At 38.2% G+C, this 17290-nt stretch carries 14 protein-coding genes; 1 reads left to right on the forward strand and 13 read right to left on the reverse strand.

The window, feature by feature from the left end:
- Positions 1 to 11 precede the first annotated feature (11 nt).
- From rpsG to OW492_RS13420, 8 genes are all read right to left on the reverse strand, one after another.
- Positions 12 to 482, reverse strand: coding sequence for a 30S ribosomal protein S7 (gene rpsG / locus OW492_RS13385; protein ID WP_113820545.1), 471 nt, complete (start codon positions 480 to 482; stop codon positions 12 to 14).
- 84 nt (positions 483 to 566) lie between these two features.
- Positions 567 to 941: a 30S ribosomal protein S12 gene (gene rpsL, locus OW492_RS13390; RefSeq protein ID WP_025565709.1), complete on the reverse strand. Its 375-nt coding sequence runs from the start codon at positions 939 to 941 to the stop codon at positions 567 to 569.
- 208 nt (positions 942 to 1149) lie between these two features.
- Entirely contained in the window at positions 1150 to 1443 is a 294-nt protein-coding gene (gene tusB / locus OW492_RS13395; protein ID WP_290040661.1) for a sulfurtransferase complex subunit TusB, read from the reverse strand.
- Entirely contained in the window at positions 1444 to 1803 is a 360-nt protein-coding gene (gene tusC / locus OW492_RS13400) for a sulfurtransferase complex subunit TusC (RefSeq protein ID WP_290040662.1), read from the reverse strand.
- A 10-nt stretch (positions 1804 to 1813) separates the two neighbouring features.
- The gene (gene tusD / locus OW492_RS13405) at positions 1814 to 2218 is read right to left on the reverse strand and encodes a sulfurtransferase complex subunit TusD (RefSeq protein WP_290040664.1); all 405 of its coding nucleotides are present in this window, start codon (positions 2216 to 2218) and stop codon (positions 1814 to 1816) included.
- 9 nt (positions 2219 to 2227) lie between these two features.
- Entirely contained in the window at positions 2228 to 2614 is a 387-nt protein-coding gene (locus OW492_RS13410) for a RidA family protein (RefSeq protein WP_290040666.1), read from the reverse strand.
- Between the two features lie 1017 nt (positions 2615 to 3631).
- Positions 3632 to 4282: an ABC transporter ATP-binding protein gene (locus OW492_RS13415; protein ID WP_290040667.1), complete on the reverse strand. Its 651-nt coding sequence runs from the start codon at positions 4280 to 4282 to the stop codon at positions 3632 to 3634.
- Positions 4283 to 4421: 139 nt separating this feature from the next.
- Positions 4422 to 6452 (reverse strand): methyl-accepting chemotaxis protein, encoded by a 2031-nt coding sequence (locus OW492_RS13420; RefSeq protein ID WP_290040669.1) that lies wholly within the window; start codon positions 6450 to 6452, stop codon positions 4422 to 4424.
- A gap of 289 nt (positions 6453 to 6741) precedes the next feature.
- Between OW492_RS13420 and OW492_RS13425 the strand changes: the two genes are divergently transcribed.
- A complete protein-coding gene (locus OW492_RS13425; protein WP_290040671.1) occupies positions 6742 to 8046 on the forward strand; it encodes a sugar ABC transporter substrate-binding protein in 1305 nt (434 codons plus the stop codon).
- A 1662-nt stretch (positions 8047 to 9708) separates the two neighbouring features.
- Here the strand turns inward: OW492_RS13425 and OW492_RS13430 are convergent.
- From OW492_RS13430 to OW492_RS13450, 5 genes are all read right to left on the reverse strand, one after another.
- Complete coding sequence (locus tag OW492_RS13430) at positions 9709 to 11085, reverse strand: MBL fold metallo-hydrolase (protein ID WP_290040673.1); 1377 nt, start codon at positions 11083 to 11085, stop codon at positions 9709 to 9711.
- Between the two features lie 185 nt (positions 11086 to 11270).
- Positions 11271 to 13352, reverse strand: coding sequence for a glycosyltransferase (locus OW492_RS13435; protein WP_290040675.1), 2082 nt, complete (start codon positions 13350 to 13352; stop codon positions 11271 to 11273).
- Positions 13346 to 14146 (reverse strand): sulfotransferase, encoded by an 801-nt coding sequence (locus tag OW492_RS13440; RefSeq protein ID WP_290040677.1) that lies wholly within the window; start codon positions 14144 to 14146, stop codon positions 13346 to 13348. Before OW492_RS13440 ends, OW492_RS13435 begins: the two co-directional genes overlap by 7 nt.
- Positions 14143 to 15897, reverse strand: a complete 1755-nt coding sequence (locus tag OW492_RS13445; RefSeq protein ID WP_290040678.1) for a glycosyltransferase family 2 protein — start codon at positions 15895 to 15897, stop codon at positions 14143 to 14145. Before OW492_RS13445 ends, OW492_RS13440 begins: the two co-directional genes overlap by 4 nt.
- Positions 15898 to 16038: 141 nt before the next feature.
- Positions 16039 to 17256: a glycosyltransferase family 2 protein gene (locus OW492_RS13450; RefSeq protein ID WP_290040679.1), complete on the reverse strand. Its 1218-nt coding sequence runs from the start codon at positions 17254 to 17256 to the stop codon at positions 16039 to 16041.
- Positions 17257 to 17290 lie beyond the last annotated feature (34 nt).

Consider the following 17290-nt stretch of genomic DNA (forward strand, 5'->3'; position numbering starts at 1 on the left):
CTAAATACTTTCTACCAACGGTAGTGAGCAAACGCTTTGTTTGCATCAGCCATACGGTGAACGTCTTCACGTTTCTTAACCGCAGAACCTTTGTTATCTGCTGCATCTACTAGCTCACCAGCTAGACGTAATGCCATTGATTTTTCACCACGCTTACGAGAAGCTTCAACTAACCAACGCATTGCAAGAGCATTACGACGAGAAGGACGAACTTCTACAGGAACTTGGTATGTTGAACCACCAACACGACGAGATTTAACCTCTACGCTTGGGCGGATGTTTTCTAGAGCTACTTCAAAAAGTTCCATTGGATCTTTGCTGCTTTTTTCAGCTGCAGTTTCCAATGCACCGTAAACGATTTTTTCTGAAATAGATTTTTTTCCGTCAACCATTACTACGTTAACGAATTTTGTTAGGATTTCTGATCCAAACTTAGGATCTGGTAGTACTTTACGAGTAGCTACGACGCGTCTTCTTGGCATCTTATTATCTCCGTGCGCTTCAGGATTTTACCCAAAACATATTAAAATTAAATAGTGTTTGTTTGGCCTTACTTACGGAAAGTATTAAGATTTAGGCTTTTTAGCACCGTATTTAGAACGACCGTTACGACGTGCTGCAACACCTGAAGTATCAAGTGCACCACGAATTGTATGGTAACGAACACCCGGTAAATCTTTTACACGACCGCCGCGGATCAAGATTACACTATGCTCTTGCAAGTTATGGCCTTCACCACCGATGTACGAAGTTACTTCGAAACCGTTAGTTAGACGTACACGAGCAACTTTACGCATTGCCGAGTTAGGTTTTTTTGGTGTAGTAGTATATACACGAGTACATACACCACGTTTTTGTGGACACGCTTCTAGCGCAGGAACGTTAGTTTTTTGAACTTTGTCCTTACGCGGTTTGCGTACCAATTGTGAAATTGTTGCCATTGTTAAATAGCTCCTAAGTGTGTGTGAAAAATCAAGCCCTATAAATTAGGGTCGCAAGAGTTTACGCTGAATAGAATGGCGAGTCAATAATTAGGCAATTGTGTTTTTGCTCACACAATAAAAAAATAAGAAGGTATAAAAGAAAAAATCTATAATTAGCGAATAAAGCATTAGTAAATCAACAAGATAACTAAGGTTTTAGGTAAATTCAAGACCAACTTAATTGGCTTTTACATTGCACCGTTAATGCAACAAATTCACTGTAATCGATTAGTTTACCGCATTTTGCTTCAATAGCACGCGCATCGACATCAGGCTTTAACAAAAATAAACGTTTACTTTCATGCAGTTGTAACAATTCACCCTGTATATCTGTATTGGCAGCACTCGCAATCACCGCATCGTTAAGCAGCAACACAAGGTCATCATCTCCTAACTGCTTAACACAGTCAGATAATGCAAAAGAACTGAAGGGTGAACGACTAACCGTATGTAATATCATTTAAAAACTCATTAATTGATCTTGTTCAGCGAGATGCTGCTTAATCTCATCAGTACTTAGCAACTCAGTTTTAATAACCAATTGTTCTACTGAAATATTACGTAGAGCAAGCGAACTAGCACAAACATAAACCTGTTCAATATCGTATAGGTCAAACATCTTCAACATAGGCTGAAAATCTTTTTGTAAAATACTGTCTGCTTGATGCTTTTTTAATAACTGATAAACCCCATCACCTATAAAAAAAACACTAAGCGACTCATTATAGGCCGATAATGCTAAGGTTAAATCCAACGCTTCACGGGCATCGCTGCGGCCATGTGGTGCTTGTCGATTAACAATACCAATTTTCTTTTCCATGAAACTCCCCTTAAAACTGTATTAATCGGTCACAACGAGCAGATAATTCGGCCAACTGCCCTAATCCACTCAATACAAACGGTGTTTTAAGGTTGTAATGCTGTAAATCTAAATGCTTCGCTTCTATTTCATTAACGATACCACGACGTAAAGACGCAGAGACACAAACCTCTAAAGGAAAGTGATGTTGAATTGCTAAAGCAGCCCAGCGATCAGGTAAATTCACCTCATCGCTGGCAGGACTAATTAAATGACTTGCTGTTAACACACCATCAAGATAGAAAAACACACCTGAGATGTGATGTCCGGCAGCCAAAGCCGCCTCGCAAAACTGTAACGCCGTCGATGCACTTTGATCGCTCGCCGGATTACCCGTTACCAACAAAGAAAATTTAATCACCTGAGAATCAGACATAATTAGCCTTTAAGCCGTGTAAGCAACAGCTTCAACTTCAACTAATACATCTTTTGGTAAACGTGCTACTTCAACACATGAACGAGCAGGCGCTAATTCAGCAAAGTATTTAGCGTACACTTCATTAAATGCAACAAAGTCATTCATATCTTTAATGAAACAAGTCGTTTTAACAACAGTACTTGCAGAAGCACCAGCTTCTTCCAATACAGCCATTAAGTTTTGCATTACTTGCTCAGCTTGCTCAGCAACACCACCAGCAACCACTTCCATTGAAACAGGATCTAATGGGATTTGACCAGAAGTGAAGACTAAATTACCTAATTGATTAGCTTGTGAATAAGGACCAATTGCTGCAGGCGCTTTTTCAGTATTAATAATTGTTTTAGTTGTCATGGGATACTTCCTTTATGAATGAAATTTCGTGCCAGTATATTGAAGTAGAAGCACAATAAAAACAAGACAAAAGGACCGCTATTTATCATCATTCTAATGCCAATTAGAGAAATCAATTAACACCTACATATAAAACCAAAAGAAGCAGGCTGAAGCCAGCGCCCCAAGGTCAAAACATGCTTCGTAACTTTTATAGATAATATAAATAATAAAACTACAATTGTTTCGTTAAATTAAGAAACAAACACAAATGAGAAGCGACAGCGATTAGACGAAGCTTGATATGAGGGGCGCATGCTTCAGCTTGCAGATCTTTTGTGTTAATGATTAAAGTTTCTATACCGGTTTCTTACAAACCAATAAACCAAATCAACACACAAACACCGCAGGCTGAAGCCAGCGCCCCTTAAAAGATGTGTCGTAGCTTTCATTGATGTCGATAAAAAGCCAGAAGGTGTTGCGTATGATTCATAGATAAACGCTAATTAGTAGCGTTTATCTATCAAGCGAAGCCTGATATTAGGGGCGCATGCTTTAGCCTGCCAGTATGCGAGTTATCGCATACAACTATTAGCCACGTTGAGCGAAGCGAACTAATGCACAATTCAAAACGCTAAAATTCAACACACAAAACACTGCAGGCTAAAGCCAGCGCCCCGAAAAGATGTATCGTAGTTTTCATAGAGTTAATAACAAAGCCAAAATATATTTTGTCATATCTACAAAAAACACAAATGAGAAGCGGCAGCTATCAGACAAAGTCTGATATTAGGGGCGCATGCTTCAGCTTGCAGATCTTTATGTGTTGGATAAACGAAAAAAGTAGCGATAACTATCAAGCGAAGCTTGATATTAGGGGCGCTGGCTTTCATTAATAACGATAAAACCAAAACACTGCAGGCTAAAAAAAGGAATCGCAGAGCTCTTCCGCTCATAATACTAGGCTGTCACCTAACTCGCCCAGCGCCCCTTAAAAGATGTGTCGTAGCTTTCATTAATCACGATAAAACCAAAGCTTTACAACCCCTCGTATACTGTAATAGCTTCTTGCAGATTATCATAAAAAACCAGTTCGCCTTGATGTAAAATAATGGCGCTATCGCAGAACTCTTCTATCTCTTTGAGATCGTGGCTAACCATAATCACATTGGCGGTTTTACGTTTATCTAACAACGCTTGGCGGGCTTTTTTACGGAATTTTTGATCGCCTACAGAAGTAGCTTCATCGATAAGATACACTTCAAAGTCAATGGCAATACAACAACCAAAAGCTAAACGAGAACGCATACCGCTTGAATAACTTTTCACAGGTAAATCGTATTTAATACCTAACTCAGCGAACTGTTTTACCTTCTCTTCATATTCATCTAAATTCTCAACACCATTTACACGGCCAATAAAACGAGTATTTTCACGTCCTGTCATTTGAGGATGAATACCAGATGCTAACGCCACCGGCCATGAAATAGCCTTATCAGTTACCACCTTGCCTTTATTAGGATACTCACTCCCCGCTAGAATGCGGAACAGAGTTGACTTACCCGCACCATTCGACCCTAAGATCCCAATATTGTGACCATCAGGAATAGTAAAATTAATATTCTTAAAAATATATTGAGGGCCTAAATCGGAAGGATAATACTTAGTGAGGTTGTGTAATTTAATCATAGGTTGGCATAAAACTTTGTTATAAAGTGGATGGTTAGCTTATCGTTATTAACAAACAGGGGCAAGATAACGATAAGCAAAACACAACAATCATATTAAAAGCATGCACTAAACCAGCGCACCACGCTAACCAACAAGTCTAACGTTCAAACACGAATTTAGAGACATTCTCTTGCAGTTTTTTAGCAATAGTAATTTGCGAAATAGCCTCATGTTTCGCAGATTCCGCTTTACTGTTCGTCTCATTCGCTAACATTGCAATCTTATTAATATTTTTATCTAACTCGGCGACAGTCACTGCTTGCTCTTCAGTTGCAGTAGAGATTAAATAACTCAAATCCTGTACTTCAGACATTTTACTTTCAAAGCTAGCAATAATTTCATCAGCTAATTTAGCTTGCTTAAGACTCTCATTAACCAGTCCTTCACTCTTAGTAGTCGCTTCAACGGTTAACTTAGAATCTAAAGTCATTGCTGATATTTTTTGTTGAATCTCTAAAGTCGACACCTGAGTACGTGTTGCTAACGTACGCACCTCATCCGCCACGACAGAGAAACCTCTACCCTGCTCTCCGGCACGCGCAGCTTCAATTGCTGCATTCAAAGCTAACAAGTTAGTTTGATCGGCAATTTCAGTAATAGTATCAACAATATCTTCAATGCTTTTTACGCCATTGTGCAAATCATTAATCGCAGATAACGTCACTTTAGTTTGCGAAGCAACTTGCTCAATACTCTTATGGTTATCTAATACACGTTGACGACCACTCTTAGATAACTCAACCGCATTAATAACCGCTTCGTGCGTTTTCTCAGTATGCTGAGCTACTTCATTGGCAGTTGAACTCATCTCTACCAGCGCCGTCGCGACCATGTTTAATTCATCTTTTTGCTGATTAACAATTTCTAAAGTGCCCGTTGAACTATCAACAACAGAATCAACAGAGGCTTCCACTTGTTTAGAAGAATCTTCAATATTCAACACAGTTTGTTTTAAGTTATTAATCACCTTACTCAAATAATTATTAAGCTGTCCAAATTCATCATTAGATTTAGACGGAGGGATATTGCGTAATACACCTTGTGATAACGCATCAAGTTCGCCCATGAACTGTTTAATTGATTGGCGAATCAAACGTGTCATCGCAATAGATAACAAAACAATACCGATTAAAATGGAAATCCCCACAATAATACTTAAGTTGTTTTGGCTTTCCGTACTGCTGTTAATCTCACTCGCTAACTTACGGTTTTGAGCAAAAGACTTATCTAACAATAAGCCCGTTAATATACTGGCATTATTTGTTTCTGCCTGTAACGTCGCAAAATCTGCTTGCTGCTGTTTTATCAAAGCAAGTCGTTGCTCTTGAATAGCTAACAACCCAGTATCACCTTCAATGGCATCCAATAAAGACAGCGTTAACTCAGATAATTGGCGAACAAAGCTTTGATAAAAAGCATCATTTGACGCAAAAATCAGAGAAGGTAGTAGCGTTGAATGTTGATTCTGCCAGCCGACAAACTGTCCTCGGCTAACCGTTAAATCTTCTAATGAGGTCGCATTGGCAGTTTTTTCAATAATCAAGATCCCAGCAATCACCGACCCATTAACTTCATTCACAATAGAAATCGTCGCTTCATCTTCAAGCTCAATTAACGTATCTGATAAAAGGGGAGCGATTTTCTCTAACAATGCATCAAGCGTCATCGTTATATCATGAGCCTTTTCAATGGCATCAACTACTTTGGCTTGTTTATCAATGAGTAAAGTAGATTGCGTATTAACGGTTTGCATATTGCTATTAAGTTGCGACAAGGCATCGTCAACAATGCCAGAAAATTCACTGCTTAATTGCAGCTCACCAAACTCTTTAAGCGTTGTTGCAATCAACTGATTATTTGCACTTAGCTGACTAGCCGTTTCTTTATATTCATTTGGCGTATGGCTAGATAGTAACTTGAGGATCAATGGTTCAGTCGCATTCACTAACTCATTGGTCTTTGAGGAGTAATTAATAACAGGAGCAGATTCGTTGTTAATCAGGGTTAAACCTGCGATAACTTGCTTACCATTAATAAAGCTAAACAACACCATACCAATAAAAAGCACACCAATTAATGTAAAGCTTAAAATGATTTTAGTGGAGAGGTTAATATTAAAAATTTTCATAAATCCGTTTCACCTGCTAGTAGTATCCATTTCCATTATAGACACTTTTTAATGATACTATTGGACTACATTTTTTACATTTTGTAAATTCAAACATCACAAAACTATAACCAATTGATTAGTATATGTAATCGTGGGTATTATACTAAAACTCTGAATAAGAAGCTGTGAATAAACACACGTTGCGCTATTTTTAAGCTTTGAATTTACAATAGCAGTGCTATTATTTTGTTAATTGAACAAACTATCCACCTTAGTTTGTGCATAACACTTCCAGGATGGAAACATAATGAAAAAAACCTCTACCTTTATACTTAGCCTTTTAGCCATGGGGTTCAGTGCCAATGTATTATCAGTCGACCTAAATATCGCTACGGTAAATAACGCCCATATGATGGAGATGAAAGCCCTCACTCCAGAGTTTGAAAAAAATAACCCAGACATCAAACTAAAATGGCATATCTACAATGAAGGTAGTTTACGCATGCGTGCCATTGCCGATATCGCGTCGGCTGGCGGCCATTATGATGTAGTAACTATCGGTCTATACGAAGCACCCATTTGGGCACAACGTAACTGGTTAATTCCGCTAAAACCAGAAGCAAGTTACGATGAGAACGATCTACTACCTGCAATCAAATCTGGCCTATCTTATCAAGGCGAACTTTACGCAGCCCCGTTCTACGGCGAAAGCTCAATGTTGATGTACCGTAAAGACATTCTGAAAAAAGCGAATATTGAATTTAAAAGCAGACCAAATTGGACTGACATTGAAAAAGCAGCCAAAGCCGTACACGATCCAGATAACGACATGTATGGAATCTGTTTACGAGGTAAACCAGGATGGGGCGATAATATGGCCTTAGTCTCGACCATCGCTAATAGTTTTGGTGGACGTTGGTTTGACATGGATTGGCAACCAGAAATTAACAGCCCAGCGTGGAACAGAGCAGTGAGCTTCTATGTTGATTTACTTAACAACTACGGGCCACCGAATCCAGATCAAAATAGCTTTACTGAAATACTCTCATTATCTCGCGATGGTAAATGTGCCATGTGGGTAGATGCATCAATTGCAGCCTCTTTTTTAATGGACGAAAAACAAAGTAAATACTCTGAGTTATGGTCTTATACCGAAGCGCCATACCAAGTGACTACTCGTGGAGCTAGCTGGTTATGGTCTTGGTCATTAGCAATCCCTAAAGCCTCTAACAACGTTGATGCCGCGAAGAAGTTTATTAGCTGGGCAACTTCTAAAGAATATATTAAGAAAGTTGCAGATAAAAATGGCTGGGCAAACATCCCAACTGGCACCCGTTCTTCAACCTACAAGAACTCAAGTTACATTAACGCCGTTGGCGATTTTGCTAAAGCCGAGTTAGCCGCATTAAACGGCATCGACCCGAACAACAACACCCTCTACCCATCACCATACTCAAGCGTACAATTTGTACCTATCCCTGAGTTTGTATCGATAGCAGGTTTCGCCGGACAAAAAATCACCGAAGCACTACAAGGCAAAATCAGCGTAGAACAAGCTCTAGACAGCAGCCAAAAAATCGCCCTACGCGAAATGCGCCGAGCCGGCTACTAACCACCAGCAACAATCAGAAAGCATGGCGTCAAATACAACACCATGCTTTTCACACAACCACACTTGAAAACAACTAAACTATTAGTAAAAACACTTCGTAATACCCACAAATAAACACAAGCAAGCAGCGACAGCTATTAGACGATGTCTGATATTAGCGGCGCTGGCTTTAGCCTGCCAGTATGCGAGTCATCGCATACAACGATTAAGCACAATGAGCAAAGCGAACCAACATGCATTTCACAACATAAAACATTAAAATCAAAACAAGCAGGCTAAAGCCAGCGCCCCAGGGTCAATACATGTTTAGTCACTTTTATAGATAACATAAATAATAAAACTACAATTGTTTCGTTGAATTAAGAAATAAACACAAATGAGAAGCGATAGCTATCATACGAAGTCTGATATCCGGGCCGCTGGCTTTAGCCTGCCAGTATGCGAGTCATCGCATACAACGATTAAGCACAATGAGCAAAGCGAACCAACATGCATTTCACAACATAAAACATTAAAGTCAAAACAAGCAGGCTAAAGCCAGCGCCCCAGGGTCAATACATGTTTAGTCACTTTTATAGATAACATAAATAATAAAGCTACAATTGTTTCGTTGAATTAAAAAACAAACACAAATGAGAAGCGGCAGCTATCAAGCAAAGCTTGATTTCGGGGCGCTGGCTTTAGCCTGCAGATCTTTTTGTGTTGGTTTTTAGGTTTTTTCTATCTTTTCAATTACAAAGCAATAACCCCAAATTCAACACACGCAAAATAAAACACTGCAGACTAAAGTCAGCGCCCCGAAAAGATGTGTCGTAGTTTTCATTGATATCGATAGTCCTCAAAAGATGTCCCGCAATAACCACAAAAAACACAGGAAAGTAGCTATAGCTATCGTACGAAGTCTGATATCCGGGCCGGTGGCTTTAGCCTGCCATATGCGAGTCATCGCATACAACGATTAAGCACAATGAGCAAAGCCAACCAACATGCATTTCACAACATAAAACATTAAAATCAAAACACTGCAGGCTAAAGCCAGCGCCCCAGGGTCAATACATGTTTAGTCACTTTTATAGATAACATAAATAATAAAGCTACAATTGTTTCGTTGAATTAAGAAATAAACACAAATGAGAAGCGGCAGCTATCAAGCAAAGCTTGATTTCGGGGCGCTGGCTTCAGCCTGCAGATCTTTTTGTGTTAATGGTTAAAGTTTCTATATCGCTTTCCTATAAAACAATAAACCAAGATCAACACACAAAATAAAACACTGCAGACTAAAATCAGCGCCCCAGGGTCAATACATGTTTAGTCACTTTTATAGATAACATAAATAATAAAGCTACAATTGTTTCGTTGAATTAAAAAACAAACACAAATGAGAAGCGGCAGCTATCAAGCAAAACTTGATTTCGGGGCGCATGCTTTAGCTTGCAGATCTTTTGTGTTAATGGTTAAAGTTTCTATATCGCTTTCCTATAAAACAATAAACCAAGATCAACACACAAAATAAAACACTGCAGACTAAAGTCAGCGCCCCAGGGTCAAAACCAACACACACAAAACACTGCAGACTAAAGTCACCACTCCAGGGTCAAAACCAACACACACAAAACACTGCAGACTAAAGTCAGCGCCCCGAAAGATGCATAGCCCCCCCCATCACGGAATAACCACAACCATCTCATCATCTAACTCATGCAACTTGGCTTTCAATGCCTGCTTTGCTTCATCATCACCATGCACTATTACTACTTTTGCAGGGCCTTTACGTATACGTTTAATGAAATTAACAAGGTTAGATTGATCTGCGTGTGCTGAATAGCCTGATATCGTATGCACGCCTGCTTTTATATCTCGCTTATCGCCATCAATAAACGCATAACCACCTCTTGGTCCGTATTGCTGAATCTGACGCCCTAACGTTCCTTGTGCTTGATACCCTACAAACAACACATCGGCGGTTGGCTCACCAATAAAGCGTTTCAAATAATTTACCACCCTGCCACCGCTACACATACCACTAGCCGCAATCACTATTGCTGGTTTATTACGATTTGCCAAATACTCAACCACTTGCATATGCTCTTGGTGCGAATCCACCGTATACAAAGCATCAAAATTAAGCGGTTGCCTTCCCTGCTTCACTCGTCTTTTCGCTTCTGCATCCCACAACGTTTGAAAAGCTTTATAATGCTCAGTGAACCTAGCTGCCATCGGCGAATCCACGATCACCTCAATATCCGCTAGCTTCTTAAACTTAGCCCTAGCCGTAATCTGCTCTAATTCATAAAGCAACTCTTGAGTACGACCAATACTAAAAGCAGGAATAATCACCACTCCATTATCACTAATCGCCTTAATTAACACCTTCTCTAAACTCTTAGCACGATCTCGACGCCCTTGATGATTTTTATCACCATAAGTACTTTCAATCACCACAAGATCCGCTTTATAAGGACTTCTAGGAGACGCTAACAAAGGCGAATAAGTTGCCCCTAAATCTCCAGAAAAAACAACACGACTAGATACTTCAGCGACAGGTTTAACATCCACTTCGATATAAGCAGAGCCAAGAATATGCCCCGCAGGTTGAAACTTTACTTTAGCCCGAGAATCCCCTTGCAACCCCAACACAAACCACTGTTTATAAGGCACTGCAACCAACTGAGCTTGCAAACGCGACAAACAAGCCTTAATGATCGATTGATTACGCGTCACACCTACTTTCAATGCATCTTCAATCACCATAGGCAACAACGCAGCCGTCGCTTCCGTGGCAACAATAGGCCCACTAAAACCAGCCGCTAGCAAATAAGGCAAACGTCCAACATGGTCAATATGGCAATGCGTCACCAACAAAGCTTGCACCGTACTAATATCAAACTCAATAGATAAAAGGTCATCGTCACCTCGCCCGGAGGTTTCAGCACCTTGGAACAAACCACAATCCACCAACACACTATTACGTTCGTCAATCATCAACTGATGACAAGACCCCGTTACACTATTTACCGCACCATGATGACGTATCTGCATATCCCTTCCTCACTTAGCTAGTCCAGCTAAAAAGTATGGTCGAAGACAACATAAAGACAAAAAAAGAGGTAATAAAATGAGAAGTTAAACAAAGGAGGTCAACAACCAGCCCCATAAAGGTAAGGCTGATTGTTAAAATAGACGGTTAAAATAGATTGTGAAAATAAAGCCAGATAATAAAGAAGCTACTTTTTAATCACCAAAGGCTTAAAGGTCAATTGCTGACCAGTTTCCTTGGCAAACACCTCAACCTTATCGCCTTTTTTACAATGCTTAGCTAGAGAACGACGTATACCTATATAACGTTCCCGCGGGAAGTTTACTTTAGCAAAGGCATCATAAAACCTATCAGCAACAATAGTTTCAATCACTTCACCATTAAGCATAACTTCGATCTCAACAGGTTTTTCAGAGTGACTATAATAAGCACAGCCGATTAACACATTATTAGGGTTAACCTTAAAGTGACTATACACCCACTGTTTATTTTCTTGAGTTAAAGCAATACGTTGTTTATGTAGAAAATTAACCTCTTTCACACACTCAATATCTTGTTTATTCTGCTCAATAATCTGCTTTTTCAAAGAGGCTGATATGCCCTCTTTCTTAATCGTTTTTTTGCGATTAACGTTAACGCTTTTAATATCAAGATCAATGCAATAATAACCATTGATCAAAGCAAGACTCTCATCATAACGATCTGTTAAACCGACATAACCAATCAAGCTAATCGGTATTGGTTTTAAATTATTACGCTGAAAGTTAGAAGCAGATGGACGTTTTAAAAATTGTTCTATGGTTCCTTTAAAACCATGATGTGTAACTGCGTGATTAAAATGTGAAATGACCTGCTCAACAGGCTCTCGAACAAAAGTAACAATATGACGAACAGAGACTAAATCCGAATACTTTATAGAGCCAACATGCCCTGATATCCAAGTATTCTGTATCGACTTCATTTGCTTTTTCAATGCTAAAGGCGACTTCTCTTGATAAATCACCTGTTTTATCAGTGATGCCGTATGCTTAGTATTTTCACCATAATCACCAAGTACAGTAAACTTGTCTTCCAATGCTTTTCTAAAACTAGTGCCTGCCGTTTTAGGAATATGAATGAAGAAAAAATTTTTATTTAACTCTACATCGCTAAAGTCTCGTGCTTGTGATATTGAAAATCGATTAAGCTTTTTCCCCTTAAAAACACTATTAATAGCATCAATAAAAGGCGCTTTATCTTGCTCAGTTTGCCATGGATAGATATAACCTTGCTTAGATTTTAAAGATTTTTTAAGCGCCTGATTACGCTGGATATCATCTTCACTTTTATGTGTAGGTGCATCTTCTGAAAGTAAACCAATATTGATACAAGGAAAACTAGCATCGTTATGTGTTAAACCATTAAATCCTTGAGCAATAAAGCGTTGAGTCCACTCTACATGGCCACACCCATAACCTTGAAAAATAGGATTTAAATACCCTACCTTTTTAAAAGCTTCTAAGCTCGTCGCAGTACACTGCCCAGTAACCGCCTTAGAGATAAAAGGAGAATAGATTTCCCCCCGCCCTTTAATCAATTTAGACGTATCAATAACCCGTTTATGAGCAAAATTAACATGTCCCCAAGCCAAGGCTGTTAACGCCCACTTAGCATCCCAATATTGCTCAATGGGTCTACAATCATCTTCCAGTAAAATACTCACATCACACTGTTCAATTTCATGTAGGTAATACAAGGCACGATTTTTATTAGCGACAACCCCTGCGTTATCATGACTAATACAAGCAACTGAATTTTCATCACACCAATCTTTAGTGCCGTCTTGGCTACCATCATCAGCAACCACTACTAAAGTGTTTTTATTAGAAAAAGCGTGAATATTCTTAATATTACCTTGCAGCCGTTTGAGACGATTATAAGTAATAACCGCCACACCAATTTTAACACTAGCTAACACCGATTCTTCTAATGCAGATAGGTCAATAAAATCAATAGATGTAGAAGGCTGAAAATAACGATATAAAGTAAACAATTGATAAGCTTGTACAGGGTAATTAGACTCAATAGCCTGTACTAAAGCTTGCAGATACTCTGCTTGCTCAGTGGTTAAGTCAGAACAGCGTCTAAACCAGACTAAATTTTCTTTCACACTTTCCAATGATATTTTGTCTGAATCAATATACCCCTTGGTTTGATAATCACTAAACACCTTAGGCGTACTAATCCCTTGTACACTGCTCTGTATTTTATCTACAATTTTTCTTAACATGATTGATTATCACCAAAAATAAATTTAATTTTTCTAGTCCAATATTTCACTATAGAAGTCTTCTTATTTAACTCTGATTTAGCATAAACATTAGTAGGATCAATTTTTAACGCCGCTAATAACAAAGATTCGCAGACACTACTCTCATCATTTTTAAAATACCAGGCAGCATCTAGTATGTGACTTAAATGCTCCTTTGTTTTAGGTAATTTTTTACTCGGCGATTTATGTACATGGGGTAGGCTTAACTTAGTTAATGGAACACCCGACTTTTGTAAAAAAAGGCCTAACTCATCAGGCTGAGAAGTTGCTAAATCTAAATGAATAAAATGTGCATCAGGATGCTCTGAAAAATAACTCAGCACATTAGCGACATGTTCCTGGTATTGCTTACGCCAAACTTCAATAATATCTGCTTTAGGTTTATCTAAAATACAACGATAGCGATCTAAATAACTCCCTCCGCCGTGCATTAATCGACTGTTTATCCAAACATCAACAGGGCGAGTATTTAAAATAAAAATAGCATCAGGATAAGAGCGATGTAATGCTTTGAACAGATCATTAGCAACATATTGAAAACCATCGGCAGTTAATGACTCCATATCAGAAAAAGCATCGTACTCATCTAATCCCGTTAATAAGTCACATCCATTTTCATGGTTCTCAAAAATAATATTAGCTAACTCGCCCTTTAGATAGTGCACAGAGCGAATACCATTTTCTACTAAAAAGTCATGGATACTTAATGTGCCACACTTATTAAAACCAATTTGGAAAATTTTAATACTCATCTTAAACTGAAATCTTCTCTATCTAAAGTTAGCCATTCACTATAACACGGGTCATTTAATAACTGTTTTCCCCATGTCTTTTGCATATAGTGAACCTCACTAGCAAAGCGAGCTTTTTTCTCAGGTGTATCTTCAGCACCACGGCTAATCGACTCATGATGAACCATTTCAATATGGGGCGACCATAGATTTCTGTAACCAGCTTTTTGTACTTTTAAGCAAAAATCTACATCATTAAAAGCAATGGTTAAATCCTGCTCATTTAAGCCACCGACTTGTTCAAATACGGCTTTGCGTACCGCTAAACAGGCAGCTGTCACAGCTGATAAATTTTGCGTCACTTGTAAACGCTTAAAATACCCAGAATCTTCTTTATAAAAATGCTTATGAGAATGCCCTGCTACGCCACCTAACCCGGTAATAACGCCAGCATGTTGTATTCTCCCATTAGGGTAATATAACTTAGCGCCTACACAACCAATATCAGGTCGACTGACATTAGCAACCATATCCGTTAGCCAAGACTCAGACAAAATCTCAATGTCATTATTCATGAACACCAAAAAATCACCCTTTGCTTGTGTTACCGCATAATTGTTAATTGCTGAATAGTTAAAAGGCGCATCATAGGTGATCACCCTAACTTTTCCTGCTGCTTCAAGCTGCTTAAAATAATCAATAGCATCAGATTCATCAGATTGATTATCCACCAGCAAAATCTCAAAATGTGAATAACTGGTTTTCTTATAAATTGAATCAATACACTGCTTAACGAGCTGCTTAGCATTTTTGGTAGGAATAATAATAGAAACTAGAGGAGCAGATTCAGGAACAGGCCAATTTACTTTATAAGTATTAGGTAACTTACCAAGCTCAACCTTACAATCAACCAAATGCTCCTGTAACGCTGCTAAGCCCGCTTCCAAAGAATAACCTTTCTCAGATTCAGCTAAAGCAGTAGAGCCTCTTATTGCACGCCAATGGTATAACACATAAGGTATATGGATAATTTGAGCATCACTACATTGCTCAACACAACGCAACAACAAATCGTAATCTTGACTACCTTCAACCCCTAACTTAAAACCACCAATAGTATCAACCGTCGACTTTTTATAAACCCCTAAATGAGAGATATAATTCATCGAATAAAGTAAATCTCTGTTCCATTGAGGTTTAAAGTGTGGCGCGGCACGTTCACCTTTCGCAGTAAGCTTATCTTCATCACTATATAAAATAGTCGCATCAGGGTTCTTTTCAATATAATGAGCAACGGTTTTCAATGCTTCTTTATGCAATAGATCATCATGATCCAACAAGACAATATAGTTACCATTAGCAACCGCTAATCCAAGGTTTGATGCAGCAGAAATATGAACATTATCTTTACTCCTAACTACAGTTACTCTCGTATCTAGCGCCGCTAACCCAGACAAATAAACAGACAGAGCCTGATCCTCAGATGCATCATCAACCAGAATCAACTGCCAATGTGAGTAAGTTTGCGTTAATACAGAAGAAACCATCCCTTTAAATAATTCAAGATCAGGTTTATAGACAGGCACTAAGATAGAAAAAGACACTAAATTTGAACGTACTTTTAACTTTGAAAGTAGCTTCCCTTGCACTTTAGCCACTTCAGTATAGTCAGCATCAACAGGAAAGGTCATAAAATAACGACGATACACACTCGTTAACACTTTACTTTTTTTAGCTTGATTACGAAGTTTTGTGAAAAACAGTTTTAACATCAGTGACCTTAAAAATAATAAGAAGCTGGATATTCATAATTACTTAGTTAACAATCAATTTAAATCTGCTTCATAAGCATTTTCAATATCCATTGATAGACCACAAAATGTCAAAACTTAAAGTTACGAATATACAAAAAGTTATTCCTGCTTTAATTTACCTTGGTAAGCTGAAACCTTGTGTTTAATATACAAACCATTAGGTCTAAATTGTAAAGCCAACTGCATTAACTCTAAAGAAATTAACATATTATACGACTCTAACATGAGCGCAGTATCCCTTAATTTATCGATAGAGGCCTTCTTTAAAGTAGTTATTTTCATACTTGTGATCCTATTATGCAAAGTAGGAAAAACAGAAGTACCTTTAAGTACCTTATAGTAAACATCTACATCTTTTAAAAGATCTTCATCACTAATATTAAGTATTTCTTGGGAGTTACTTACTATCTCATTTCTTATACCTGTAAGGGTATCTGTCAATGCACAATTCACTATAAAATTATCGAGGCTTCTATAATAAGCATCTAAATCTTCAGTATTTACTTCGAGTGCAAACAACTTAGTTCTCTGAATAATGCCATCTCTATTATCTTTCACTCTTAATGTCGAACTAGGTCTTTTCCTTAACAGTAATGCTAAATACTCCGTTTCTGAACGAATCATTCTATGCAGAATAAAAGCCTTTTGATCTTTATTGAAGTTAGACTCAGAAATTTCTCTATGTTTGCCTTTTTTAAATATATTACCGCTTGCATCGATATGCCGTGATTTATCACTTATCTTCAATAAAGGTACATGAAGTGTAAATTTTCTAAGGTTATCAAAAGCCTCTCTAGACATTATTGTTTTAACTTGAGGGGTCGTATAATATTTCTTATTCTCAAAAGGGGCTGAAAAAGCACGTCCATCAACTTCTTGGCAAGCCCAGTGAATTGAAAGCCTGCTGTTGTAGGGCATAGAGTTAATAAAGTGAGAAACATCCTGCTTGAAGTCGGTTGGATAAAAAAACTCATCAGCATCAACACTCAAACAATGAGAAACATTCGGATCCCTAAAAGCCTCATTAGCAAGAAAACTAAAAGATAATCTCTGCATACTAGGGTTAATACCGCTTTTATCCGCATCCTTATCAATCCAATCCATCACAAAGTATTTTACATTACTATATTGAGAACAGATTAAATCCAAAACCTCGGTCGTTCTATCAGTCGTTCTATTAATGCCTAAATAAATATGCTTAAAACCAAAATAAAGGTAATGATGGATCCATTCATGTATATAAGCTGATTCATCTTTAATCACTGCAATAACAGCAACATCTTGGCATGAATTAGACTGAAGAGCGTTACTAACCATACTTACACCTTCACTTAACTTCTTACTTATCATA

The organism is Psychromonas sp. 14N.309.X.WAT.B.A12, from assembly GCF_030397575.1.
GTDB lineage: Bacteria > Pseudomonadota > Gammaproteobacteria > Enterobacterales > Psychromonadaceae > Psychromonas.